This window comes from Ancylobacter sp. Lp-2, from assembly GCF_020523795.1.
Taxonomy (GTDB): domain Bacteria; phylum Pseudomonadota; class Alphaproteobacteria; order Rhizobiales; family Xanthobacteraceae; genus Ancylobacter.
Window position 1 is genome coordinate 62,133 of sequence record NZ_JAJALI010000007.1, and the last position, 23,240, is coordinate 85,372.

The window sequence follows — 23,240 nt, forward strand, 5'->3', positions numbered from 1 at the left end:
CCGGGGTGGCGGTGCCCTTCCGATCTGATGCCGGATCTCAGCTTGCGGTCACCGCATGGGACGGATATAGATCGATCATTCGTTCGTTTGCAACGAATATTTCAAACGAATAACTCATTTTTGGTTCGGGAGGAGCCGCCATGCGTCGAAACCAACTGGGCGTGGCCATTGTCGGGGCGGGGCGCATGGGCGCGCTGCGGGCAGGAATGGCGGTGGCTCATCCGGCCGTCGGCTATGTCGCCGTGTCGGACATCAAGGAGGAGCGCGCCCGGGCCGTGTGCGACGGCACTGGCGCGGACCGGGCTTCGACGGACAATCACGACATCATCCGAGATGAGCGGGTGAACGCCGTGATCGTCTCGACCAGCGAACCGGAGCACGCCATCCCCGCCATCCAGGCGCTGGAACTCGGCAAGCCGGTTCTCGTCGAGAAGCCCATCGCGCTCACGGTGGCGGATGCCGACCGGATGATCGCCGCCTCGCGGCACAACGGAGCGAGCCTGCACGTCGCCTACAGCCTGCGGTTCAACCGCAGCTATCTCGTGGGCAAGCAGCATGTGCTGGACGGCAAGCTCGGGCAGATCGTCTCCGGTACCAGCCGGCTCTACAACACCAAGGCGCACGGCATCGAGATCATCAAGCGCTCGGCCGACGCGACCTTCGTCAAGGATGCGCTGACCTACCTGGTCGACCTGTTCGGCTGGTACATGGAAGATACCCAGCCGGTCGAGGTCATCGCGCGCGCGCATGGCGTCGCCTATCGCGCGCTCGGCTACGACGCCGACGAATCCACCTGGGCGATCGTCACCTACGCCAATGGGGCGATCATCAATTTCGGCGTCGGCTATGCGCTGCCGGCCAACTACCCCACCCATGGCCGGCTGGTTCGGGTCGAGATTCTCGGTGACAAGGGCGTGGCGTTCTTCGACCAGGATCACCAGGAGAACATCATCCATAGCGAGGAGGGCGTCACCCACGGCTATGTCGGCCACAAGATGGAGCATGGCCTGATGATTAGCAACGCCTCGGGCAACAAGGCGCTCGGAGGCTTCTGGGGGCCGCTGGGCGAGGAGACGCGCTCCTGGCTCGATCACCTGGCCACCGGTTCCCCGTGCCCGCATTCGACGGCGGAGCAGGCGCGCACGACGCTTCGGCTGACCGCCGCGATCGAGGAAGCCGCCCGGACGCGCGACGTGGTGTCTCTCGCCTGAAGGATGTCGCCGGGCAGGCGCCGGGCATGGATCCCGCCGGCGCCCCGCTTCGCGTCGGCGGGAAGGGGCGGTCCTGGCCGGGGAAGCGCGCTAGGAGGTGCGGGCCGGACGTCGGGTCTTGCTCGGCTTGGCAGCGCTCGACTTGGCTGCGCCCGATTTGGCCTCGTTCAACTTGGCCTTGCGCGGCTTGGCCGGGCTCGGCTCTCCCGCCGCGTTGGTTTCGACCGTGGGCTCCCGCAGCGGCGACGGCGCGGCAACCGGCGCCGCGTTGCACCCTTCGCGAAACACATTGGCGAAGATCGGCACGAGCCGGGCGAGCACTTCCTCGACATTACCCGGATCGCATTTGCCGCCGGACAGGGACTGGATGCGGCCGGAATCCGCCATCGTGTAGAACATCGAGCCGATCAAGAAATGGAACCGCCAGTAGAGTTCGAGTTCCGGCAAGTCGGGCAGGGCCTCGGCGATGGCCGCGATCACTTCCTGGCTGGACTCGTCGAACGTGTCGCGCAGTATCCGCCGTGTCGCCTCGTTCCGCTCCAGTGCGAGGCGGGCCCGCAGTCGCACGAAGGTGGCATTCTGCCGCCGTCCGGAGGAAAGCGCGGGGCGCAGAAAGGCCTCGAGCACGTCTTCCAGGACGGGGCGGCCGTCGGGCTCGCGGCGGACCTTGGCGAGGAGTTCCAGGCGCCACTGGACGATCGGCTGCGAGCTCCGGGAAAACAGCTCGGCGAGCAAGGCTTCCTTCGAGCCGAAATGATAGTGGATCGCCGCGAGATTGACCCCGGCATGGCTGGTCAGCTCGCGAAGGCTCACCGCCTGCACGCCGTGCTCGGCGAACAGGTCGCGCGCCGCATCGAGTATCCGTTCGCGTGTCGCCGCGCCGGGGGTGCTTGCCTGCTTGCGGACCGTTGCCATCCATCAATCTCTTGAAACAAACGTATGAATAATACTAACCCGCTCTCGCCACTCTGGTCAATGAGTTCGCGCTGCGGGGCCCGAGAGGTGCGCGGCTTCGCGCTCATGGCAGCGTCGAGGAAGCTGCTTGCTTCAAGGCGCTTCCGGTGAGGTCCAGACATTTCATGATTTACACGTTCGTTTAAATCATATACGAGAATATTATCAAGAAAAGGCCACCGGCTGCGCCAAATCCATCGCTTCTGAGCGAGCGCCGGTCAAGGCGGCATCGTGCCCATGTGTCTGTGGAAGCCGATGTCCGGACATCCTAGGGAGAAACCAATGGAAATTTCGTGTGCCGCGAAAACCGGTGCCTTGTCGTGCCTGGTGGCGCTTGTCGCGCTCGTGGGCTCTGTCTCGGGCAGTCAGGCGAAGATTGGCGAGACCGTCGAGGAAATCATCGCGCTGGCCAAGAAGGAGCCGCCGCTTCACATCGCGACGACCTGGCGCGGCGAGATCGTCGACGACACCAAGCGCGAGTTCAAGAAAAAGTATGGACTCGACTTCGAGCTCGAGTTCGTCAGCGGTCTCGACGATCGCGAGCGCATCCTCAACGAGGCCCTGTCTGGCCATGTCGCCACCGACCTCGTCAATGTCTCGGGTGAGCTTCGCGACAAGTTCATCAATTCCGGGACGATCGTGCCGGTGGAATGGGCCAAGCTCTTTCCCGAGATCGCTCCCACGGTGATCAGTCCGAAGGGCTATTTCCTCGGCACCGGCATGAACCAATTCGTCCTCGCCTATAATACGAAGCTGGTCCAGAAGGCCGATGCGCCGAAGGATTGGGAAGATTGCGCCGATCCCAAGTGGAAAGGAAAGGTTGGTGTCTATTCCCGTCCGCTCGCCTTTGTTCAGCAATATATCAAATGGGGTCCCGAAAAGGGCGACGCCTATCAAAAGGCCCTGAAGGCGAACGATCCCGTCTGGCTGTCGACCACAAATTCTGCCGTTTCATTGCTCGCCGCGGGCGAATATTCCATGCTCTGCGGTATCCAATACCATGCGATCAAGACCATCCTGCGAAGTGATCCCAATGCGCCGCTCGGCGTCGTCGTGCCCAAGCTGTTCCCCTTCCAGGTGGGAGAGGCGCTGGCGGTCATGAAGGGCGGTAAATCGCCGAATGCCGCCATCCTGCTCGCCGCCTACATGGCGACCGATGGGGCCAAGGCGTATGACGCTTTCGGCCAGAGCAATCCGTTGCAGCCGGGCACCGACGCGTATCAATATGTGAAGGCTGCGGGTGCCGAACCTTATTGGGCGGGCTGGGAATCGGACGGCGCTGCGCAAAGCAAGGCAAGCAAGGCCATCGTGACCGATTGGGGCTTCCCCTCAGGCCGCTAGCGGAAATCCGGACAGCACGCCTTCCGGCGATTCGTTCGGGCCGGCGTCGATTTCCTGATGCGGGACATAGGGCGGCACGACGAGGACGTCGCCCGGTTCCGCCTTGGTGAACATATCCAGCCGGTCGCGCCAGCGCATGCGGGCGCGGCCGCGCACCTCATAGATCCGGCTCTTCGGTTTGCCGTGGCGGTGCGTGCCGGCTCCGGCTCGGGTTGGATAGTCACCGTCCCGGTCCCTTCTCCGCGCCGGCGTGGGCATGGTTGAGGCACATGCCCAGCGCCTGGACGGTATCGTCGTCGAGCCGGGCGGTTCCTCGATGGCGCGGACGCCATCGTGCTTCCAGCGGTCCTCCGTGGGAGGGCTCGCCATGGCCGGATCCTGTGCTCATCCCAGCTTATGCCGCCGCTCTTCCACATGGGAGCCCGGGTGAGGCGTTATCGCCGACGGTATGTGTCGCGCCGGCCTCGATCGCGGCGCCGTTTGCCATTGGAAGAGCGTAGCTCAAGATAGGCGAGCGCGCGGGCGAGCACGAGAGTGCCGCTGCTCGCCCCCAGTGCCGCCGACCTCGCCAACGATGGCTTCTGTCGAGAGGACCGGCGCACCGAGATGCGCCGGGGAGCCGGTGGATCAGCCAGCCTTGGTGACGGCGGGAATGACCCAGGAACCGTCGAGGATCGAGGGCGTGTTCTCGTCCGGCCAGTACAGGCGCAGCATCAGGTTGAACCGATCCTTCGGCGCCGGCAGCCAATTGGCCTCCTTGCCGGCACCGGGGCTCTCGTTCTGGACGTAGATCACCAGCGAACCGTCCGCCTCGAGCTTGGGATTGGCCCGCATGCTCATCGAATAGCGGTCGATCGGGTTGGCGACGAAGAACATGCCGGCGTCGTACATGGTCAGCGACCAGAAGCCCTTCACCGGCGGCAGCTGGCCGGCCGCGAAGCGCAGTTCGTACTTGTTCGCGCCTCTATATTCGCGGCCGTCCTTGTCCTTCAGCGAGGTGGGGTAGACCGCGTCCTGCGGACGGTTGGCGCCGAGGCCGATGGCGGTGATCAGCGCGCGCTGGAGATAGTCGGTGCCATAGAGCCCGGTCTTGGTGGTGTAGCCCCAGCCATTGATGTGCTCGACGTCGCCGCCGCTGAACTTGAAGTGCAGCATGATGCGGTCGAAGGAGAGCTGCGGCAGCCGTTTCGCCCAGCGCGCATCGATCGCCTTGGCATCGAAGTCCTGGCCGGGCACGAGGCCGATCTGCTTGAACCGTTCAAGCGCCGGCGCATCCTTGGCCGAGGGCGGGTTGCTCTTGAGCAACTGCGCCAGCAGGGTGAAGTATTCCGCCGCGCTCAGCGCGTTCACCTGGTCGCGCACCGGGGTCTTCATGTCGATGTCGGCATCGACCTTGCCGGCGGGCGGCGTGTAGTCCTTGCCGAGCGCGCTCAGCGGGAACAGCTTGAACTGGTCCTGCAGGGCGTGGACGGCGGCGTAGTCCTCCGGCGTGCCGGTGCAGTAGATGCGGCCGAGCATCCAGACCATGCTGGTGGGCGACTTCAGCTGCACCATGCCGTCCGGCACCTTGCCGGACCAGCCGGGGCCGGTGACGAGATAGGTCTGCGCGCCGGTGCCGGTGGTGCGGGAGCCCGGCACCTGGAACACGTCGGTCCAGCCGTCCAGGAACGGCAGAAGGAAGTAGCGGCCCTTCATGTCGGGCACGCTGACCACCCAGGGCTCGTCGCCGACATCGAAGAAGGCGGTGGTGTAGAGCGTATCGGCGTTCGGGGCGGTCACGTCGCGGAACGAGGCGTCGGGATAGGCGCGCAGCTTGATCAGCGTGCCCATCGGCGCGCGGGTGCCTTCCGCCTGCGCGACATTGGTCATCACCCGGCGTGTCATCTCCATCGTGACCAGCGGGTAGCCGTAGACATAGGCATCCGACGCGACGTCGAAGCCTTCCGCTCCTTCGACGAGGTCAAGGATGGGGCCGTCCCAGGCAAGCGCACCACGCGCCGAGACGGCGGCGGCCAAGGCAGTCGTTCCCAGGAACAGGGCTCGGCGCGAAATACTCATGACATGCTTCCTTGATGGCATTTGGCGAAAGCCGGATTGTTCCGGTCGACCGGCGGCGCCCCGCGAGCCCGTCGATTGACCTTGCGTGATTTTGCTGGCGTCATCGACAGTGTTTCAACGGAGGGCGTTCAGCAGGCGGAGGGCAGAATTCGGGTCGGAAGGTCAGGCGTCGGCACTCGGCCCCCCGATGGATGACCTGGTGAGCTGGGGTGCAACTCGTGCATCGACTGTACTTTCACCGTCATGACGGACGAACGACCTTGCAGGATGGCGAAGGGATAACTTAAGGACATCGTCGTCGCTTGCCTTTTGGGGACAGGAACCATCAATTTTGAACAATATCCCGTCCCAACGCGTCGGCCCGGTAGCCGCGCTTCCCGGCCTGCTCTGCGAGCTGGGGGTCGAACCAGAAGAGGCCTTTGCCGGCTCGGGCATCGCTCCCGGCGAACTCGTCCCCGACGCCCGCTTTCCATTTCCCTCCATTGTCGGGCTGATCGAGCGTGCCGCCATGCTGGCGCGCTGTCCGCATCTGGGACTGCTGCTCGGGGCGCGAAACGATCACCGCGCCCTCGGCCCGATCGGCGAGATGATGGCCTGCGCGCCGACGCTGGGCGAGGCCTTCCGCGATTATGTCAGCCTGCAGATCGGCTATTCGCGCGGCGCGGTCGTCTATCTCCAGCGGGCTGGCGACGACTATTTCGTCGGCTACGGCCTTTATGACGCCGGTACCGACCCCAGCCGGCACGTGCATGATCTGGTCGTCGCCATCGGCTGCAACATGGCACGGGCGCTGACGAGCGGGCGCGCCCAGCCCTTGCGGGTGCTGGAATGCGTCGGCCCGCCGGCGAACCCGGCGCTCTACCGCAGCACGCTGAAGACGACGGTGGCGTTCGATCAGGAACAGACCGGCATCGTGCTGTCGGCGCGCGACATGGCGCTGCCCTTGCCCGGTGCCGATCCCGTTCGTCGGTTGCAGCTCCGGACCGCTATCCAGAAAGTGCTTCGCGGCGATCTCGACGATATCCCGGCCCAGGTGCGCCACACCCTGCGGCCTCGGCTGATGCTCGGGGAGGCCGATCGCGAGGCGGTGGCGGCGGAGATCGGTGTCGGGGCGCGCACGCTGGCCCGTCACCTCGCCCGCGCCGGCACCAGCTTCGAGGCCATCAAGGACGAGGTGCGCTTCACCGTGGCGCGCGAGCTTCTCGTCCTGACGCGGCTGCCTATCGGCCGCATCGCGGAAGTGCTCTCCTATTCTTCCCTCAGCTCTTTCGACCACGCCTTCCAGCGTTGGACGGGCGTCACGCCCTCGCAATGGCGCGCTGAGGATTGGTCGATGACCGGAAACGGCGCGGCCGGCGCGCCCAAGGGGCCGGCTTGATGGGGCGACCGGTACTGGCCGATATTGTCGTGTCGGCCCGGTTCATGCCCCCGTCCTGTGCACCCTTCTTCCGGTTTATCCTCGGCCCTCGCGGCCCGCAGCGACGAAGACGGCGTCAGCGGTCGCCATCGGACAGGCCGGACGCAGGTCGCAACGCGCCGCGCTCGGCTTCAGTCCGCGTGGACCATCGCGACGAAACGAGCCGCGACGTCGCGGCCGGTAGCGTTGTCGGAAATCAGCTTTTGGAAGGTCGCAAGCGATCACGGCGACAGTCATGGGACGCCGACGCGTTCCCCGTCGCTGGACGATGCGGCGCTCCGGCGGGCTATTGCTCGGCCGAAGCTGTCCGGATCAGCGAATTGAGCATGCCTTTGCGCTTGGCCTCGTAATAATAGCCACTGGCATAGAGCACCACCGCCCGTTTCTCGTCGCGGCCGGCGACCCGGTAAGCGTTGGCAAGATAGGCCACCGCGTAGGCCATGTTGACGTCGGCGTCGAGAAGGTCCCTCGGCGCGCCACGGAAGCCGAGAGCCCGCGCGGTATCGACGCGGATCTGCATCAAGCCCCAATAGGGGCCGTGGCGCTTGCTTTGGTCGAAATTGCTCTCACGCCAGGCCACGCGTCGCACCAGCCGCGCAGGGACATCGAAGCGCTCGGCATAGCGCACGATCAGCGCCTCGATGCGCGGAGGCGCGCGGTCAGAGGTGGCCCGGCCGGTGACGGGCTCGGGAGCGTCGTCGATGGGCCGCGCGGCATCCTCGGTGGGAGCGTTCGGGTCCTCGCTGGCGGCGTCGTCGCGCAACGACGTCGTCTCCGCCGGCGCGGTCTCCTCGGGCGCCGCTCCCGTCTGCGGAGCGTACGACATCGGTGCGCTGAGGCGCTTGGGCGGCAGGGGCACCAGCGACGCCATCACGATCCTGGGCATCTCGGCGAGGAGCTTCGGCGGCAGGGGGACGGCTGACGCGACCGAGGCGGGAGCCGACAGGGCGGAAGAGATCGCGGCGGAAGCGGTCGATGCGCCGGCTGGGGGCGCCGGTGGCGGGGCCGGGATCTCCCGCTGGAAGACCGCGACCTCGACGATCGCCTGCCCACGGGCAACGAACCTCCCGCCGAGCGGGGCCCCGTGCGGCGGATCGGTCAGCCATACGGCATAGGAGGGCGCAACAAGACCAGCGGAGTTGCGCGCGACAGGCGTCAGAAGCACGACCGGCATGGTCCCATTGAAAGACGGCCAGACGAGCTGAGACGGGGATGCGGATGGCTCCGCCGAGGGCGCATGAGGCGATGATGCCGGCTTGGGCTGGTCCGCAGCCCATACCCGCGAGACGCCGGAAAATGGGCTATAGACGACCGATCCCGCCAGCGCGATCGCCGCGACCGCAAGAGGCCTTCCGCCCATCCATCGCTGTATTGCTCGCCATTCCACGCCGCTGCGTAGCACAATTCGGCAAAGGTTGAAACGCGGCGCGCCCGCTTCCGGCCGGCGCGCGAGCGGCCGAGGGCAGGCCGCTTCGACATTTGCGACGTGAAAACCGGCACGCACACCCCGGTCGCCAATAATTTGCGGCCATCCGGATGCCCGTTTGGGCGCTTGTTTCGAGCCCCTGGGATGGCGGCATTGGGCGCCGCTCTGCGCGGGCTCTCTCGGCGGCGTGCTTCGCCGAACGCGCTCCCGACCTTGCAGGCGAGGCGGCGATCAAATGCCGCCGCCTCGCTCGCGTCGCTCAGAACAGCGCAGCGGTCTTCTGCAGTGTGATCCATACGCCGACCAGCAGCGGTACACCGACCGCCGTCCAGGCGAGAACCGCATTGAGGTCGAGGCCGCCGCGCCCGATGCCGAAGGATCCGCCGGCTGCCGCCTCCGATGTGGCGGACCTGGCTTGCAGCGCCTTCAACTCGGCGTCGCTCATATACCAGCGCGCCGCCACCGGCCGCACCAAGGTGTTGGCGACCAACCCGAGTGCGAGCATCCCGGCCAATATGTACATGGTGAAATCATAGACCTGATCGCGGGGCACGCCGGCGGCGATCTGGAACTCGCGAATGTAGTTGACCACCACAGGGCCGACGATGCCGGCCGTCGCCCAGGCGGTCAGCAGCCGTCCATGGATGGCACCGACGAACTGGGTGCCGAAGATATCGGCCAGATAGGCCGGCACTGTCGCGAAGCCACCGCCATACATGGAGATGATCACGCACAGAATGGCGACGAACAGCACCTGATTGCCGGAATGCGCCGCCGTCGGCGCGCTCAGATAGAGCAGGATGCCGACCAGGAAGAAGATATAGAAGGTGGTCTTGCGTCCGATCCGGTCGGAGGCCGATGCCCAGAAGAACCGGCCGCCGATATTGAACAGCGACAGCAGCCCGGCGAACCCTGCCGCGATCGCGGCGATGGAGGCCTTCTGGGCGGTGTCGAGATCGGCGAAGGAAAGCTCGGGGTGCCCGATGAGGCGGCCGCCGAAGATCTCCTGCAGCATCGGCGAGGCCATGCCGATGACACCGATGCCCGCCGAGACGTTGAGGCAGAGCACCAGCCAGATCAGCCAGAATTGCGGTGTCTTGTGAGCGTCGCGCAGATGCACGCTGTGCGCGGCGATCATCTTCGATTTTGCCGCGGGCGGCGTCCAGCCATCCGGGCGCCAGCCATTCGGCGGCACCCGGTAGCCGAAGGCTCCGGCCAGCATGAACACGATATAGATGGCGGCCATGACGAGGAATGTCTGCCAGACGCCGACCGAATGCGGGCCCTTGAAGGTGTTCATCAGCACATCGGCGATCGGCGCGCCCACCATGGCGCCGCCACCGAAACCCATGATCGCCATGCCGGTCGCCATGCCCCGGCGATCCGGAAACCACTTGATCAGCGTCGATACCGGGGAAATGTAGCCGAGCCCGAGGCCGATGCCTCCGATGACGCCGGCACCGAGCCACATCAGCCAGAGCTGATGGATGGCGACCCCCAGTGCGGCGATGGCGATGCCCCCGCTCCAACAGAAGGCCGCGACGACGCCCGCCTTGCGTGGCCCCGCCTTCTCCAGCCAGCCGCCCCACAAGGCCGCCGAGGATCCGAGCAGTACAAAGAACAGGGTGTAGATCCAGCCGAGATCCGAGACGCGCCAGTCGCAGCTCGTCGTGAAGAGTGCCGTGGCCAAGGACATGTCGGAACACGCCACCGGCTGGTCGATGCCGACCGCACGGGTCAGCGGCAGCCAGAAGACGCTGAAGCCATAGGCCATGCCGATGCACAGGTGGATCGCCAGGGCCGCCGGAGGTAGCAGCCAGCGATTGAAGCCGGCGCGGGCGACGATGCGTTCGCGCTCAAGCAGGCCTGGCCTCTCCGAGGCGTTTGGAAGGGTGTCGAATGTGGCCGTCATGGCGATTTCCTCTTCGGCGCAGCACATGTTTTTGGTTGGCGACAAAAGTTCAGCAACCAGCGTGCCAGAGGAAAAAGTCGTTATTTTTCAATGAATAAATAGTCGGAGCCGAGGTCGAGACGGACAATATGTCCCGGCCTCGGGACATATTGTCCGTCCCGGGTCGGCCTGCCTTCGTGGCAATCCGTCAGGCTAGCTCGCCTCTGGCAGGAACACCGTGAAGGTCGTTCCTTCGCCCGGAATGCTGCGGACGGCGATCTCGCCGCCCTGCCTGGTCACCAGCTTGCGGGTGATCGACAGCCCGAGGCCATTGCCCCGCCCGGCCTTGGTGGTGAAGAAGGGATCGAAGATCCGTGCCATGACCTCGGCCGTCATGCCGGTTCCGGTATCTTCGACATCGATACCGATCCCCTCGCGGTCCTCTCGCTCCATGTCGTAGGCGCGCAGCGTCAGCTCGCCACCATCGGGCATGGCGTGGATGGCGTTGACGATGAGATTGACCAGCACCTGCTGGAGTTCGGTGCGGTTCATCAGGACGAGGCGCGACGCCCGATCCTCGCACCTGACGGTGACGGCGCTGCGGTCGAGAAGATGGCGCACCAGCGGCAGGCAGTCGGCGATCACCTCGGCCGGGCCGTGGCGATCCGCCGCCCCGGCATATTCCTCCGGGCGAGCGAATTGCAGCAGGCGCCCGACGATCTCGCTGACCCGCATGATCTGTTCGTCGATCAGCCGGAATTCGGTGCGTCCCTCGCCACTGCGCCCGACCAGCTCCCGCAGAACATCGAGATTGCCCTGGATGACCGCAATGGGGTTGTTGATCTCGTGGGCGACACCGGCGGTGATTTCGCCGACCGCGGCCAGCTTCTCCGACATGATCAGCTGCCGGGTGGTCGCTTCGATCTCCCGATTGGCGAGTTCGAGCGCGCGGGTCCGCTCGTCGACCTTGCGGTTGAGGGTTTCGTTCCAGCCGACGAGCTCGCGCTCGCGTTCGGCCAGCTGGCCGAGCAACCGGTCGAGATTGCGCGCGACCCGGCCGAGTTCGTCATCGGTATAGGCAAGTGCCGTGCGAGCATCGCGTTCGCCGGCCTCGACACGCGCGATCGTCTCGTCCATGCGCTCCAAGGGCTTGAACACCGAGCCGGCCCAACGCAGGAAGATCGGCACGCTCGCCCCCGCGACGGCCAGGAAGGCCAAGGCGACGGCGATCAGCGTGATCTGCTTCGAGCGGGTGAAGGGCCGTTCGAGAAAGCCGACATAGAGCATGCCGACCCGCGCGCCATGGCTGTCGGAAATCGGCTCATAGGCCGACATGTACCAGTCGTCGACGACGAAGGCGCTGCCGAGCCAGACCTTGCCTTGGTCGAGCACCGCTTCGCGAACCGCCTTCGAGACCCGCGTGCCCAGCGCCCGCTTTCCCTCGAACAGGCGGACATTGGTGCTGATGCGCACATCGTCGAGGAACAGCGTCGCCGTGCCGACGCTGCCGTCCGGCAGGCTGTTCTCGCGGTAGACGAGATCGTTGATGGTGTCGATGAAGACCAGGTTCTGATTGAGGAGGATGCCGGCGACGAGGGCGCCGGTCCTCCCGTCGGGCCACGGCACGGCGGCGGCGGCGTGCACGACGAGGCCCTGTGTTTCTTCGCGGCGGTCGCTGGCTGCCGCGTTGGGCGTAGGTACCAGTTCGATGCGCGCCCGGGCCGCCAGTTCCGGCGAGATCGCCTCCAACTGCTGCGAGGTGAACAGGTCCACTGATGTGCGCGTGCCTCCGGCCAGCGCGGCATCGAGCACCGGGCCAGCCGTGCCGGTGTCGCCTGCGGCGATGGGGCGTGCCGACGCCACAAGGCGGCGGTCGGCATCGAGGAGATAGAGGAAATCGAATCCCAATGCCTCCCGTCGCTCTTCCAGCAGGGTGGTCAGTTCCGTCTTTTGCGCGTCGCCGAGCTGGCGCTGGAACAGGGCCGACAGGCCAAGGGACTGCAGATGATCGCCGGTCGTTTCGAGAATGCGCGCGAAATATTGGTGGGCGATGGTGAGGTCGCCATGCACCTTGGACTGCAGCAGGGCATCGAATTTTTCATTCCAGCGGACCATGGTCGCGGCGAGCAGCAGGGGCACGACGACGAGGGTCGGGAGCAGCGCAATCGCGAGCAGGCGGATCCTGACCGGAACGGCGCGTCGCGGCCGACCGGCGGAGTCAGCTTGCCTCGACATTCCACTGCGCGCATTTGCGGTCGATGGTCTTGCGCGACACGCCCAGCCGGCGGGCGGTCTCCGCGCGATCGAAGCCGGTCTGCTCCAGCACGGCGAGGATGTGGCGACGTTCCACGTCCTCCAGCAGTCCATCCTCGCGGTCGGACGATGGCTCCCCAAGCTGGGGCAGGTCGTTGGCGAAGCGACCGAGAATGAGCGAGCGCTCGATGACGTTGCGCAGCTCACGGATGTTCCCCGGCCAGCGGTAGCGCCGGAGCGCCTCGCGGGCTGCGGTGTCGAGCAGGATGGCGGGTACGCCGAGCTGGCGCGACAGGGTCTTCACGAACAGAACGGCGAGTTCCTCGATATCCTCGCGGCGCTCGCGCAGGGGCGGCAGCCGGACCTGCATGACGTTGATGCGGTAGTAGAGATCCGCGCGGAAGCGACCGGCCTGCACGTCCTGTTCAAGGTCGCGATTGGTTGCGAAGACGAGGCGCACGTCGACCGGAATTTCCCGCTCGGCTCCCACCGGCCGGACGCGGCGATCCTCCAGTACACGCAGCAGCTTGCTCTGCATCGCGGCGGGGAGCTCTCCGATTTCGTCGAGAAACAGGGTGCCGCCGCTTGCATGCGCGAACAGTCCGTCGCGGGCGGCGGCGGCTCCGGTGAACGACCCCTTCAGGTGGCCGAACAACTCGCTCTCGATCATCTCCGGCGGAATCGCCGCACAGTTCACCGGGACGAAAGCCTTGTCCGCCCGGTTGGACATGGCGTGAAGGACGCGAGCCGCCACCTCCTTGCCCGTCCCGGATTCGCCGACGAGCAGAACCGATGACGGGAGCGGGGCGACGCGGGAAATCGTTTCGCGCACGGCGGATATGGCGGCCGAGCCGCCAATGAGCTTGTGTTGGCCGACGCCCTCACCGTTGGCGCGCAGTTCCTGCCGCAGTACCGAATTCTCGCGCCGCAGCGACTGCCGGTCGAGACAGCGTGCGACGGCGTTAAGAATCTGGTTGGAGCGGAAAGGCTTGAGGACGAAGTCCGATGCACCGACACGCAGAGCCTCGATGGCCGTCTCGAGGTCGGCGTAGGCCGTAATCAGGATGGCATCGGAATAGAAACCGATCGCGCGTTGCTCGGCCAGCCACTGGATGCCGGTCTTGCCCGGCATCACATTGTCGACGATCACCACGTCGTAATGTCGCTCGTCCATCTTTCGCGAGGCCTGCTGGGCGTCACTGGCCTCGTCGACGAGATGGCTGCGCGGGCCGAGAATGCGCAGGAGGAAGTTGCGAATGCCCGGCTCGTCATCGACAACGAGGATCGAGGCCTGTCGCAAAGCCGAGCCAAACTCCGAGCTCGTTACTGCGGACTCCCGCAGTCGCTCAGCCGGTTCCACCGAGCTACCTCCCGTCGTGTTTCTGTTTGTCCGAACCTAGGGGGAGGGACGGTTCGCTGGCAAGTGAGATCCCCACTCCGCTTTCTGTCAGCGGTGGATGGCACTGTGGCTGGACATCCGGCAAGGCGAGGCGCCGCGGCCTGTCACGTGCCACCTTCGTCGCCACATCGCGAACCAGCCGGATTTCCGGGCGAGACGTCTTCCTTCTCGCGGAGATGATCCAAAATCTCATGGGTCTGGAGCTGATGGCGTGCGCGCTGCACGAAAACCTTCCGTCGGACTCTGGGAATGGCGCACGTTCTGTAAACGGCTGCGCGACCATCTCGGCATCAATGCCCGATGCCCTATCGGCCCATCTCCGCGCCGGGCTTTTCATTTCTGGGGCGGGTTGGTCTACGCCGCGGCGTTTCCAGCCAGCCGGGCACGAAGACCTGCCGGCAATTGCCGCGCGGATTTCACCCGTGGCAGGTCCATCTCGGCGACCGGTGCCTCGGAAGCTTCCTGCCAGTTGTCGAAGCGGCGGCGGGTGACGTTGTCGACAAAGGTCTCCGCCGCCACGCCTTCGGCGAGGATCAGCGAATGGTCTTCGAGCTCGACGTGATAATAGGTGAAGGTCTTCGGCATCTCGGTATGTCGAGTGATCGTCTTACCGTTCACGAGCCCACGACACGGCACGCTGACGCGGTACCGTTCGATCTGATGCAAGCAGGTTTCGGCCCCCTACCTGGCCTGGGCGATAGTTAGCCGCTTCGAGCGCGTCCGTGTCCGAAGCAGACGCTCCGAAGCGGGTGGGCTGGCAAATTCGGTTCTGAAGCGACAGAGGGGCCGACGCGGAGCCCCCTTCCGTGGCTTGTTTCCCTCATCCCTTACTGGAGGAACTGGCGCATAGTTCACGCGCGAGGTCCTAGGTTAGGGCGTGTTCGCGATGGCGCGGCAATGTGGGGTGGCTGCATCCTCCCTCGGCCATGCGGACGCGGCCCATGCGGAAGCGTCTAGTGCTTATGGCGGCGATCGTAGACGACCAAACTGACCACATAGCCGACGACCACGGCGGCCAGAAACCCTAATCCAAACGGCATAGCGGCTCTCCAATCCCCAACTTGCGTCATAATAACGCTGCTTATGGTTTTTTGGTGGCGGTATTCCTTTGGGCGGTCGGGTGCGCCGGCTACGAAGGCGCCCGATCTGGACCTGGGTCCGGGACCAGGGTTGTGGTGGGGGATGGACACAGGTTGTTCGTGAAATGAGAGGCCGGGCACTGCGCGGTGCTGGGTGAAACAGTGCCCGGCCATGATCTGACGAGGTTGCGCCGTCATCAGGTCGAACCCAACCTACCGCGCCACGGCCGGGCGTGGCGTTACGAGTTGTTTCGGGTAGGTTTCTCTTGGTGTTCGAGCGTTGCGCAGCGTGACGCCGGGCGCAGTGTGAGGCCGAATCTGCGCCATGTCGTTGATGCCGACCCCCTTGCCGCATCCACCCTTGATGGAGCCGGGGCACGGTGTCCGGGTCTGGCGTTCTCTCCAGCCCCAAAGCGCGGTAGCCTCGCCTCGTGATGCCATGGGAAGCATATGATGGATCGTCGTGGGTTTCTGTTTGGACTGCTTGGCCTCGCGGGCGCCGGGGCGGCGGCGGGCGTCGCCGTATCTTCGGCCGAAGCGTCGGTCTTGGGACTGCTGAAGAACGCCGTACCCGTCGATCCCGACACGGCGTCTGCGACCGTGGGAACGGCCCCGGATGGAACGGCCATAGAGTCCACGCAGGGGCGCCCGCCACCGCCTCGTCGCGCGCCGCCGCCTCGACGCCCTCCGCCTCGGCGCCGCAGGCGCGTCCGCGTCTGCCGTCGCGTTCGGGATCGCTGGGGCCATCGGCGCACTCGCTGCTGGTACGAATGGCGGTAGCGCCGGCCATCCGGTAGCGGGCTATGCGGAAGCGCCCCTGTTCGCGGGCGCGACAAGGCTGCGTCTACGCGGAGAAAAGCGGCTCGGGAAACCTTCCGAGCCCAACCCGTCGAATGTGAGATTCGATAAGCAGAACCCGCCGTGGATTGTCCCGTGCGATTGGGAGGGAGGACGCAGTGGAAGCCGTGGACCCTTTCAATCTGGTGCGCTTCTCCGAGGCTCAGCAATCTATTTTCGAGACGGCCGTCGCCGAGCTGCGTGCCGGCCGCAAGCGCTCGCACTGGATGTGGTTCGTCTTCCCGCAATTGCGCGGCCTCGGCCGCTCGCCGACTGCCAAATTCTACGGGATTTCATCGATCGAGGAGGCCCGAGCCTATCTTGCCGATCCCATCCTCGGCGAGCGATTGCGCCTCGCGACCACCGCGGCGCTCGAGACCCAGGAGCGCTCGGCACGCGCACTCTTCGGCTCCCCCGACGACATGAAATTTCGCTCGTCCATGACGTTGTTTGCGATAGTGGCCGCAGGCAAGGAAGGTTCGCCGTTTCAGTGGGCGCTGGATCGCTTTTTCGCAGGCGAAGCAGATGCGCAGACGCTCCGGTTGCTCGGTCGATGATTGCGACCGACGCAGCAACGGAGAGGTCCGCCTGGGATGAGCGGGATTATCGTGTTCCGCTCCCATATGCATGCTGGCGGGGCAACCTAAACGCCGGGAAGATATCGATTGGTACGAACAGTCAACCCTATCGAGACGCTGATTGCGGAGAGCTTCTTCGTCTTGTCACCGATTATACTGCGCCAAGCGCGCCCAGGAAGCTCGCAAGACTGGCGTTGCGCAATGCATAGAACGGCTTGCCGGTCTGCTGGCAGGTCCGTTTGACCTGTTCGACGGCACGGTGGCTCACGCAGTCGACGGGAAAATAGACGGCGTCGGCCTGGCTGACGAGGCCGGGGAGAAGGCTCGATTTGTCCTCGAGTCCTCCATCGTGAGCGAGGAAGCGACCGTCCCGGCGCTCAACCTGTTGCCGGAGTTGCTCGACAAGCTTCGGTCGTCCGCCGACATATAGGACGGTCCGGTCACGCAGGCTGGCAACATCGATGTCGGGCGAGGCATCCTCCGGGATCTCCACCAGTGCTTCCAGCGTCGCAATGGTTTCCGCCTGCGCACGGGTTTCTTGTTCCAGCGCAAGGGCATGTTGACGGGCCTCGTCGAGAGCCGCCGTCAGCTCCTCGACTCTCCTCTGCAGCGTCGCGGCGTGCGCATGTTCATCCCCGACATGCTCGCGCAACCGCTCGATCTCATTGGCCAGCTCGGGTGAAGGGGAGGGCGTGGCGCGGAGGGCGACGCGCCGCTCGGTCTCGCTCTCCTCCAGCCGTCGCGTCAGCTCGGCCTTCTCCTGCGCGGCTTCGTGAAGTCTCGCCTGTTGCCGGGCGATCTTTTCGTCGCGCTCGGCGAGACTGCGCTCGAGCAGCCGAAGGCGGGCAATGTCGGCCCGGTTCGACATGCCCACCAGATGCGACAGCATGTGGACGTCGCCGAAGACGTCTGACAGCAGCGGCTTGTCGGTGGCGGGATGGGTGAGCACCGCCCAATAGGCGCCGGGAATATCGCCGCGCTCAAGGCAATCCTTCCAGAGGGAGCGCACCTCGTCGGTGCCCTTCGCGCTGGCGAAGCGCTTGAGGGTGCTGTCGTTGCGCTTGTCGAGCGCCTTGTGCAGCATCTTGCCGGCGAACTCGCCTGTGCCGGAGCTGCTCACTGCCCGGCTGTGCAGGGAATGGTCGCTGGCCGATCGTGCATCCGCGACGCCGAGCTTGACGAAGAGCTGTCGCAACTCGGTGGTGGTCAGGCAGGTGCCGATGACCGAACAATGCAGCGCGGGAGCGAGATCCCATAGACGCCGGCGGCCGGGGGCGGCCGCCACATTGCCGGGCGCCTCGAATGTGGAGCGCGGCAGCAGATCCGCGACGCGCCGGGTTGGAGCGAGGGGATGTTGAAGGATCGCGGGCGCCGGCATGCTGCCTCCATGTCGATGTATCTATCTGAATATAACGCTTCTGCCGACTGCGAAAGATCGGAGGTTCGCCAGCAAGCTGAAATGGCACGGTTATCGAGAGACGGGTCGCCCGACACGGCCCTCGATGCGGCCTCGGGGGCAGGGGCACGGCCGGGGCGAGCCGGTCGTGCCGGTGAGGCCGGGTCTCGATGCCTTCAATAAGGGACGCGGTCGGACTTGTTCTTGTATTTCTTCCACACCTCGACCGCCTCCTCCTGGAGGATCTGCACGCAGGTGATCGAACGCTGGTCGATCGGCTTGCGCAGCTCGCCATAGATCATGCTGTCGTCGAAATCGCCGTATTCGAGCGCATCGGCATTGGTGGAAGCGTAGAAGACCCGCTCGATGCCCGCCCAGTAGCTGGCCGCCATGCACATCGGGCAGGGTTCGGCGCTGGTGTAGAGCGTGGCGCCCTTCAGCTTGAAGCTGCCAACCTTCTTGCAGGCGTTGCGGATCGCCTCGATCTCGCCGTGCCAGGTCGGATCGTTCTCGGCAACGACCCGGTTCGCGCCTTCGCCGATGATCTCGCCATCGCGCACAATCACGGTACCGAACACCCCGCCGGCGCTGTCGATCAGCGAGGTCTTCTCGGACAGTTCGATTGCCCGGCTCATGAATTTCTTGTCGTCGTCGGTCATCGCATTTCCCTTTGGAGCATGATTTCAGGCACGGACTAGAACAGCAGGGAAAGCAGCCCGATCTCGGCGGCGTAGAGAGCGATCAGCAGCAGCGCGCCGCCGATCTCCGCCTGTCTCCGATGCGCGGCGGAAGGGGTGAGCCACCATTTCAGCGCGGACCGGGCGATCCCGACTAGGGGCCACGACACCAGGCTCACGCTGATCGCGTTCCCGATGAAGACGGCGAGGGTGGTCGGCAGTCCGGTGAGGTGAGGGCTCAGGAAGATCATCTCGAGGATGACGACCGGGAACAGCACGAGCAGGACCAGCGCGGTCTGCTTCCAGGCAGGCGGCACCGTGCCGGTGCCGTCCGGGGCAAACCAGCTGCCGAAGCCGGGCGCCAGCCGCCTGGTCGACCAGTGCGAGACGGTCGGGTCGGCACCGTCGGTGAGGGCCTTGCGTTCCGCCGAGATGAGCCATGCGTCCAGCTGCGCCGGCGACTGGAAGCGCACCAGCGCTGTCCAGAAAGGCGGATCGCCGAAAATCGGCGCCTGCACGAAGGTGCCCATATAGCCGGGAAAGCGCGCCTGCGCGGTTTGCGCCGCCTCGGCCCAGGCGAGAAACTCGCCTTCGCGGCCGGGCTCCACTTCGGTGGTAATCACCTCCGTGACGGTGCCGAACGCATGGTAGTCCGGCGCGGCCTCTTCGAACGGCTCGCCTGCGTCTCGCGCGTCTGTGGCCGTGAAGTCGGCGAACAGCGCCCGACGCTCGGCATGGGCGAGCCAACTTGCCAGCGCCTCGTGGGAGGCAAAGCGCTGGACGACCTGCCATTCCGCGGATTCCGCATGAGCCGGCAATATCTCGACGCTGAGGAAGCCGGGCTGGCCGGCGATCAGCCGGGTCACGGCTGCATGCCAGGACGGAAACTGTCCGTGGCGATGGTCGTCCAGATGGACGCGGGACACGACGGCGCTCACCCGGGCGTCATCCGTTGCGGCGCTCATGATGCTTCCAGGCCTTCCCGCATCGGTACTGTCGTCTCGTCACTCTCGCGAGAAGGTCGTCATCGACCACATCGGAACCCCGGACAGGTTGTCCCGATCGCAGGAAAAAAGCTATATCTATTGATATATAGGAAGATGATACCCCCAAGGCGGCAGGGTGTCGCATCGGCAAGTCGACGAGATTCAATGAGCGCCATCCTTGCTCTCCAGGGAGCCTCGCGTGACGTGATCCAGAACGAACTCGGGGCGTTCGTCGCGCGGCGCCTGGGCGAGGGGCGGCGGGTCGTCGGCTGCGTCGAGGTGATCGGGCCGAGCGGCAGCCGTGCCGGCTATGTCCTGAAAGATGTCGTCAGCGGTCGCCAACACCACATCGAGCAGAATCTCGGTCCGCTGGCCGAGGCCTGCCATCTCGATCCCGCCGGAATCGTCGACGTCTGCCAGAGCATCATCGAGGCCCTGACGCGGGACTGCGAGGTGTTGGTGCTGGCTAAGTTCGGCAAGCTGGAGGCCTACAGGAGCGGTCTCATCTCGGCCTTCGCCCGCGCGGTCGAGCAGGACATTCCCGTCCTGACCTCGGTGGCCCCGACCTATGGGGCGGCCTGGCAGCGGTTCGCCGGCGAGATGGCCGCCGTGGCGCCTCCCGACCGCGCCGTCCTCGAAGCCTGGTGGCATCGCGTCCGAGGCTAAAGCATTGGCACCATAGGCGCATATTTGGGCAGTCGAGCGGCTTGCGCTCTGCGGAAACTCGAGTCGTTATATATATGAAGATATAACGAGAAACGAGATGGCGTCGAAGGTCTGGTCCTCCAAAACACGCTCGGCGGTCGCGCTGCGTCACGTCGCCTTCGAAGATCTCGGGCGCCTCGCCGGGCTCCTCGATGCGCGCGGATGGCAGGTCTCCTATTCCGAGGCGACGACGGAGCATTTGGCGCATTACTCCGTCCGTGAGGCCGATCTCGTGGTCGTGCTGGGCGGGCCGATCCATCTGTGCGATGCGCATGCCTATCCCTTTCTTGCGCGCGAGATGCGCCTGATCGAGCGACGCCTTGAACTGGGGTTGCCGACGCTCGGCATCGGCCTCGGCGCACGCCTGATGGCGCGCGTACTCGGCGCCGCGGTGCATCGCGCCGACGGGATCGGAATCGGGTGGGGCGATATCTCCCTGACGGCGGAGGGTCTTCGCTCGCCCCTGGCCGCCCTGTCGCAGCCCGGCGAGACGGTGCTCCACTGGCGCCGCGAGCGCTTCGACCTGCCGTCGGGTGCACGCCGCCTCGCTTTCAGCGGGCGCGACGACAACGAGGCCTTCTCCTACGGCCCCGCCGCGCTGGCCTTGCAGTTCCACATCGAAGCCGACGGGCGCGCGCTGGAGGAGTGGTATGTCGGCCACGCCGCCGAACTGCGCGGGCAGGGAATCGACGTGGCGCGGCTGCGCCGGCAAGGGCGGCTGCACACCTCCCGTCAGCGCCAGACCGCCGCCGCGGTGTTCGACGGCTGGCTCGACACCCAGTTCCCCGACGACGTCCCCGCCACGATGCCGGCCGCCTAGCCGCCGGCTGGGCTTTCCCACCACCGGCGCCGACAGCGCCGGCCATTGATCACGCTTCGTTCTGGATCCCGATGTGAATTCAATGCTGGATTTCTCCGTTTCCGATGGTCGATCCTCCGACGAGATGCAGGGCCTGTCGGCGCCGCGCACGCTGGCCGAGGATGTTCATCGCCGCCTCAAGCAGGCGATCTTCGACTTCCGCATGCCGCCCGGGCAGCGTTATTCCGAGCAGGAACTGTCGGGCGCCCTCGACGTGTCACGCACGCCGCTGCGTCTTGCGCTGCATATCCTTGAGCATGAAGGATATGTCGCCAATGTCGGCGGGCATTCAGCGTGGATGGTGCGCCCGCTGGACCTCGCCTATTACGAGGACCTCTACGATTTCCGCGTGGAACTCGAGGTGCTGGTCTGGCGACGGGCGGCATCGCAGCCTGCCGCCCCCGCGCTGGAGGGCCTCTCCGCCTTTTGGAACCTGCCGGCCGGACAGCGGCCGCCGGACGGCCGTGAGGTCGCCGAGCGCGACGAGGCGTTCCATCGCGCGGTGGTCGCGGCTTTCGGCAACCGGGCCATGCTGCGCAGCTTCGACGAGTTGACCGACCGCATCCGTATCATCCGCCGCCTCGATTTCGTCAGTCCTGAGCGGATCGCCGCGACGTTCGACGAGCATGCCGCCCTGTTGGCCGTGGTGCGTGCCAGCGATGTCGCCGGCGTGGAGGCGCGCATCCGCGAGCATATCGAAACCTCCCGCGTCGAGATCCGGCGCCTCACCTTCCATCACATGACCCTCGCCAGCTCCGCAGCCCGCCGCGATGTGGTCTGACGGCTTCCGTTTCCGAATTCCGGGTGTTCTATGAAGAACAAGATGATGCGCCTCGCCCTGTTCCTGTTTCCTGGACAGCATCTGGGGGCATGGCGCCTGCCCGATGCGATCCCCGAGCTGGATGTGGGCATCGAGCACTATGTTCGCGCCGCGAAACTGGCGGAGGAAGCCAGGCTCGACGCCATCTTCTTCGAGGACCAGGCCGCCATACCCCGCGCCAACGACCTCCTGCGCGGCGACACCTATGGCGCCGCGCATCCGCGCGCGATCCATTTCGATCCGATGATGCTGCTGCCGGCGCTTGCCATGCACACCACGCATCTCGGGCTCGCCGCGACCTCCACCGCGACCTTCAACGAGCCCTATAATGTGGCGCGGCGGTTCGCCTCGATCGATTTCATCAGCAACGGGCGCGCCGGCTGGAATCTCGTCACCTCGTTCAACGAGAACGAAGCACAGAACTTCGGCCTGGATGCGCATGTCGAGCACGGCGCGCGCTATGAGCGAGCCTCCGAATTCATCGATGTCGTGACCGGGCTATGGGATTCCTGGGAGGACGGCGCGGTCCTGCGTGACAAGGAGAAGGGCGTCTATTTCGACGTCGCGAAGATGCACTTCCTCCAGCATGAGGGGAAGTTCTTCAGGGTGCGCGGGCCGCTCACCATGGGCCGGAGCCCGCAGGGGCGGCCGGTGATCTTGCAGGCCGGCTCGTCCGAACCCGGGCGGGAGTTGGCGGCGCGCACCGCCGACGTGGTCTTCACGCTGCAAACGGAGATCTCCGAAAGCCGGGCGTTCCGAGAGGACCTTCGCAAGCGCGCCGTCCGGTTCGGGCGCGATCCCGACAAGATCAAGATCCTCGTGGGCGCCACGCCCATCGTCGGGACGACGGACGAAGAGGCGCAGGAGCTGCGCGCGAGGATGCGGGAGCTCATCCCCGAAGACCTCGCCATCAGCCACCTGATGCCGCATTCCGGTGGGCTCGATTTCAGGAAATACGACCTTAATGGGCCGCTGCCCGACCTGCCCGACACCAATGCCGGCAAGTCGCATCGCGGTGCCATCGTCGCGCTCGCCCGTCGCGACAATCTGTCGATCCTTCAGACCGCGCGTTTCTTCGCCGAGGGCAGCTACCTGAAGCTGGTCGGCGCCCCGGCGACGGTCGCCGACAGAATGCAGGAATGGCTGGACGCCGATGCCTGCGACGGCTTCCTCGCCGTACCCACGCATTTCCCCACCGGCGTGGAGGCGTTCACCCGGCTGGTCGTGCCGGAGCTCCAGCGCCGTGGGATTTTCCGTACCGAGTATTCCGGCAAGCACCTGCGCGATCACCTGGGCGTCACGACCTACACCTGAAGCGGCCGGCCGCTCCTCCCGCTCGCGCTCAATCCATTG

General features: G+C 65.6%; 19 protein-coding genes. 8 read left to right on the forward strand and 11 right to left on the reverse strand.

Annotated features, from left to right (window positions below; translation table 11 throughout):
* Nucleotides 1–140 precede the first annotated feature (140 nt).
* Nucleotides 141–1,211: a Gfo/Idh/MocA family protein gene (locus LGR54_RS17490; RefSeq protein WP_230363268.1), complete on the forward strand. Its 1,071-nt coding sequence runs from the start codon at nucleotides 141–143 to the stop codon at nucleotides 1,209–1,211.
* A 90-nt stretch (nucleotides 1,212–1,301) separates the two neighbouring features.
* On the opposite strand, the gene LGR54_RS17495 is transcribed toward LGR54_RS17490, so the two are convergent.
* On the reverse strand, nucleotides 1,302–2,126 hold the full coding sequence (locus LGR54_RS17495) for a TetR/AcrR family transcriptional regulator (RefSeq protein ID WP_230363269.1): 825 nt from the start codon (nucleotides 2,124–2,126) through the stop codon (nucleotides 1,302–1,304).
* A 321-nt stretch (nucleotides 2,127–2,447) separates the two neighbouring features.
* On the opposite strand from LGR54_RS17495, the gene LGR54_RS17500 reads away from it, so the two are divergent.
* Entirely contained in the window at nucleotides 2,448–3,506 is a 1,059-nt protein-coding gene (locus LGR54_RS17500) for an ABC transporter substrate-binding protein (RefSeq protein WP_230363270.1), read from the forward strand.
* Here LGR54_RS17500 and LGR54_RS17505 read toward each other — a convergent pair.
* Nucleotides 3,495–3,764, reverse strand: coding sequence for a hypothetical protein (locus LGR54_RS17505; RefSeq protein WP_230363271.1), 270 nt, complete (start codon nucleotides 3,762–3,764; stop codon nucleotides 3,495–3,497). The genes LGR54_RS17500 and LGR54_RS17505 overlap by 12 nt on opposite strands.
* A 369-nt stretch (nucleotides 3,765–4,133) precedes the next feature.
* Nucleotides 4,134–5,564 (reverse strand): DUF1254 domain-containing protein, encoded by a 1,431-nt coding sequence (locus LGR54_RS17510; protein WP_230363272.1) that lies wholly within the window; start codon nucleotides 5,562–5,564, stop codon nucleotides 4,134–4,136.
* A 331-nt stretch (nucleotides 5,565–5,895) separates the two neighbouring features.
* On the opposite strand from LGR54_RS17510, the gene LGR54_RS17515 reads away from it, so the two are divergent.
* Nucleotides 5,896–6,942, forward strand: a complete 1,047-nt coding sequence (locus tag LGR54_RS17515) for an AraC family transcriptional regulator (protein ID WP_230363273.1) — start codon at nucleotides 5,896–5,898, stop codon at nucleotides 6,940–6,942.
* Nucleotides 6,943–7,267: 325 nt separating this feature from the next.
* Here LGR54_RS17515 and LGR54_RS17520 read toward each other — a convergent pair whose 3' ends face one another.
* The 5 genes from LGR54_RS17520 to LGR54_RS17540 form a co-directional block, all read right to left on the reverse strand.
* Nucleotides 7,268–8,155, reverse strand: a complete 888-nt coding sequence (locus tag LGR54_RS17520) for a lytic transglycosylase domain-containing protein (protein ID WP_230363274.1) — start codon at nucleotides 8,153–8,155, stop codon at nucleotides 7,268–7,270.
* A gap of 511 nt (nucleotides 8,156–8,666) precedes the next feature.
* Nucleotides 8,667–10,319, reverse strand: a complete 1,653-nt coding sequence (locus LGR54_RS17525) for an OFA family MFS transporter (protein ID WP_230363275.1) — start codon at nucleotides 10,317–10,319, stop codon at nucleotides 8,667–8,669.
* Nucleotides 10,320–10,511: 192 nt separating this feature from the next.
* A complete protein-coding gene (locus LGR54_RS17530) occupies nucleotides 10,512–12,533 on the reverse strand; it encodes a cache domain-containing protein (protein WP_230363276.1) in 2,022 nt (673 codons plus the stop codon).
* Entirely contained in the window at nucleotides 12,517–13,911 is a 1,395-nt protein-coding gene (locus LGR54_RS17535; protein ID WP_230363277.1) for a sigma-54 dependent transcriptional regulator, read from the reverse strand. The genes LGR54_RS17530 and LGR54_RS17535 overlap by 17 nt, the downstream gene beginning before the upstream one ends.
* A 393-nt stretch (nucleotides 13,912–14,304) precedes the next feature.
* The gene (locus LGR54_RS17540; RefSeq protein WP_255607680.1) at nucleotides 14,305–14,616 is read right to left on the reverse strand and encodes a Hint domain-containing protein; all 312 of its coding nucleotides are present in this window, start codon (nucleotides 14,614–14,616) and stop codon (nucleotides 14,305–14,307) included.
* Nucleotides 14,617–15,985: 1,369 nt separating this feature from the next.
* Between LGR54_RS17540 and LGR54_RS17545 the strand changes: the two genes are divergently transcribed.
* Nucleotides 15,986–16,423 carry a DUF1810 domain-containing protein gene (locus LGR54_RS17545; protein WP_230363279.1) on the forward strand — a complete coding sequence of 146 codons (438 nt, stop codon included), beginning with the start codon at nucleotides 15,986–15,988 and terminating at the stop codon, nucleotides 16,421–16,423.
* A 172-nt stretch (nucleotides 16,424–16,595) separates the two neighbouring features.
* Here LGR54_RS17545 and LGR54_RS17550 read toward each other — a convergent pair whose 3' ends face one another.
* From LGR54_RS17550 to LGR54_RS17560, 3 genes are all read right to left on the reverse strand, one after another.
* The gene (locus LGR54_RS17550; protein WP_230363280.1) at nucleotides 16,596–17,822 is read right to left on the reverse strand and encodes a DUF2325 domain-containing protein; all 1,227 of its coding nucleotides are present in this window, start codon (nucleotides 17,820–17,822) and stop codon (nucleotides 16,596–16,598) included.
* Nucleotides 17,823–18,016: 194 nt separating this feature from the next.
* Nucleotides 18,017–18,499, reverse strand: coding sequence for a nucleoside deaminase (locus LGR54_RS17555; protein ID WP_230363281.1), 483 nt, complete (start codon nucleotides 18,497–18,499; stop codon nucleotides 18,017–18,019).
* A gap of 35 nt (nucleotides 18,500–18,534) precedes the next feature.
* Complete coding sequence (locus LGR54_RS17560) at nucleotides 18,535–19,482, reverse strand: antibiotic biosynthesis monooxygenase (RefSeq protein ID WP_230363282.1); 948 nt, start codon at nucleotides 19,480–19,482, stop codon at nucleotides 18,535–18,537.
* A gap of 186 nt (nucleotides 19,483–19,668) precedes the next feature.
* Between LGR54_RS17560 and LGR54_RS17565 the strand changes: the two genes are divergently transcribed.
* The 4 genes from LGR54_RS17565 (at nucleotide 19,669) to LGR54_RS17580 (ending at nucleotide 23,201) form a co-directional block, all read left to right on the forward strand.
* Complete coding sequence (locus LGR54_RS17565) at nucleotides 19,669–20,169, forward strand: DUF2478 domain-containing protein (RefSeq protein WP_230363283.1); 501 nt, start codon at nucleotides 19,669–19,671, stop codon at nucleotides 20,167–20,169.
* Nucleotides 20,170–20,266: 97 nt separating this feature from the next.
* Nucleotides 20,267–21,028 carry a glutamine amidotransferase gene (locus tag LGR54_RS17570; protein WP_230363284.1) on the forward strand — a complete coding sequence of 254 codons (762 nt, stop codon included), beginning with the start codon at nucleotides 20,267–20,269 and terminating at the stop codon, nucleotides 21,026–21,028.
* An 82-nt stretch (nucleotides 21,029–21,110) separates the two neighbouring features.
* Complete coding sequence (locus tag LGR54_RS17575; RefSeq protein WP_230363285.1) at nucleotides 21,111–21,848, forward strand: GntR family transcriptional regulator; 738 nt, start codon at nucleotides 21,111–21,113, stop codon at nucleotides 21,846–21,848.
* A gap of 42 nt (nucleotides 21,849–21,890) precedes the next feature.
* The gene (locus LGR54_RS17580) at nucleotides 21,891–23,201 is read left to right on the forward strand and encodes an LLM class flavin-dependent oxidoreductase (protein WP_230363286.1); all 1,311 of its coding nucleotides are present in this window, start codon (nucleotides 21,891–21,893) and stop codon (nucleotides 23,199–23,201) included.
* The last annotated feature ends 39 nt before the right edge of the window (nucleotides 23,202–23,240 follow it).

Excerpts from the sequence above, each read along its gene's own strand:
- LGR54_RS17500 (WP_230363270.1), top strand. The coding sequence starts at position 2,448 with ATGGAAATTTCGTGTGCCGCGAAAACCGGTGCCTTGTCGTGCCTGGTG.
- LGR54_RS17570 (WP_230363284.1), top strand. The coding sequence starts at position 20,267 with ATGGCGTCGAAGGTCTGGTCCTCCAAAACACGCTCGGCGGTCGCGCTG.
- LGR54_RS17495 (WP_230363269.1), bottom strand. The coding sequence starts at position 2,126 with ATGGCAACGGTCCGCAAGCAGGCAAGCACCCCCGGCGCGGCGACACGC.
- LGR54_RS17550 (WP_230363280.1), bottom strand. The coding sequence starts at position 17,822 with ATGCCGGCGCCCGCGATCCTTCAACATCCCCTCGCTCCAACCCGGCGC.
- LGR54_RS17520 (WP_230363274.1), bottom strand. The coding sequence starts at position 8,155 with ATGCCGGTCGTGCTTCTGACGCCTGTCGCGCGCAACTCCGCTGGTCTT.
- LGR54_RS17505 (WP_230363271.1), bottom strand. The coding sequence starts at position 3,764 with ATGCCCACGCCGGCGCGGAGAAGGGACCGGGACGGTGACTATCCAACC.
- LGR54_RS17525 (WP_230363275.1), bottom strand. The coding sequence starts at position 10,319 with ATGACGGCCACATTCGACACCCTTCCAAACGCCTCGGAGAGGCCAGGC.
- LGR54_RS17560 (WP_230363282.1), bottom strand. The coding sequence starts at position 19,482 with ATGAGCGCCGCAACGGATGACGCCCGGGTGAGCGCCGTCGTGTCCCGC.
- LGR54_RS17555 (WP_230363281.1), bottom strand. The coding sequence starts at position 18,499 with ATGACCGACGACGACAAGAAATTCATGAGCCGGGCAATCGAACTGTCC.
- LGR54_RS17530 (WP_230363276.1), bottom strand. The coding sequence starts at position 12,533 with ATGTCGAGGCAAGCTGACTCCGCCGGTCGGCCGCGACGCGCCGTTCCG.
- LGR54_RS17490 (WP_230363268.1), top strand. The coding sequence starts at position 141 with ATGCGTCGAAACCAACTGGGCGTGGCCATTGTCGGGGCGGGGCGCATG.
- LGR54_RS17575 (WP_230363285.1), top strand. The coding sequence starts at position 21,111 with ATGCTGGATTTCTCCGTTTCCGATGGTCGATCCTCCGACGAGATGCAG.
- LGR54_RS17510 (WP_230363272.1), bottom strand. The coding sequence starts at position 5,564 with ATGAGTATTTCGCGCCGAGCCCTGTTCCTGGGAACGACTGCCTTGGCC.
- LGR54_RS17565 (WP_230363283.1), top strand. The coding sequence starts at position 19,669 with ATGAGCGCCATCCTTGCTCTCCAGGGAGCCTCGCGTGACGTGATCCAG.
- LGR54_RS17580 (WP_230363286.1), top strand. The coding sequence starts at position 21,891 with ATGATGCGCCTCGCCCTGTTCCTGTTTCCTGGACAGCATCTGGGGGCA.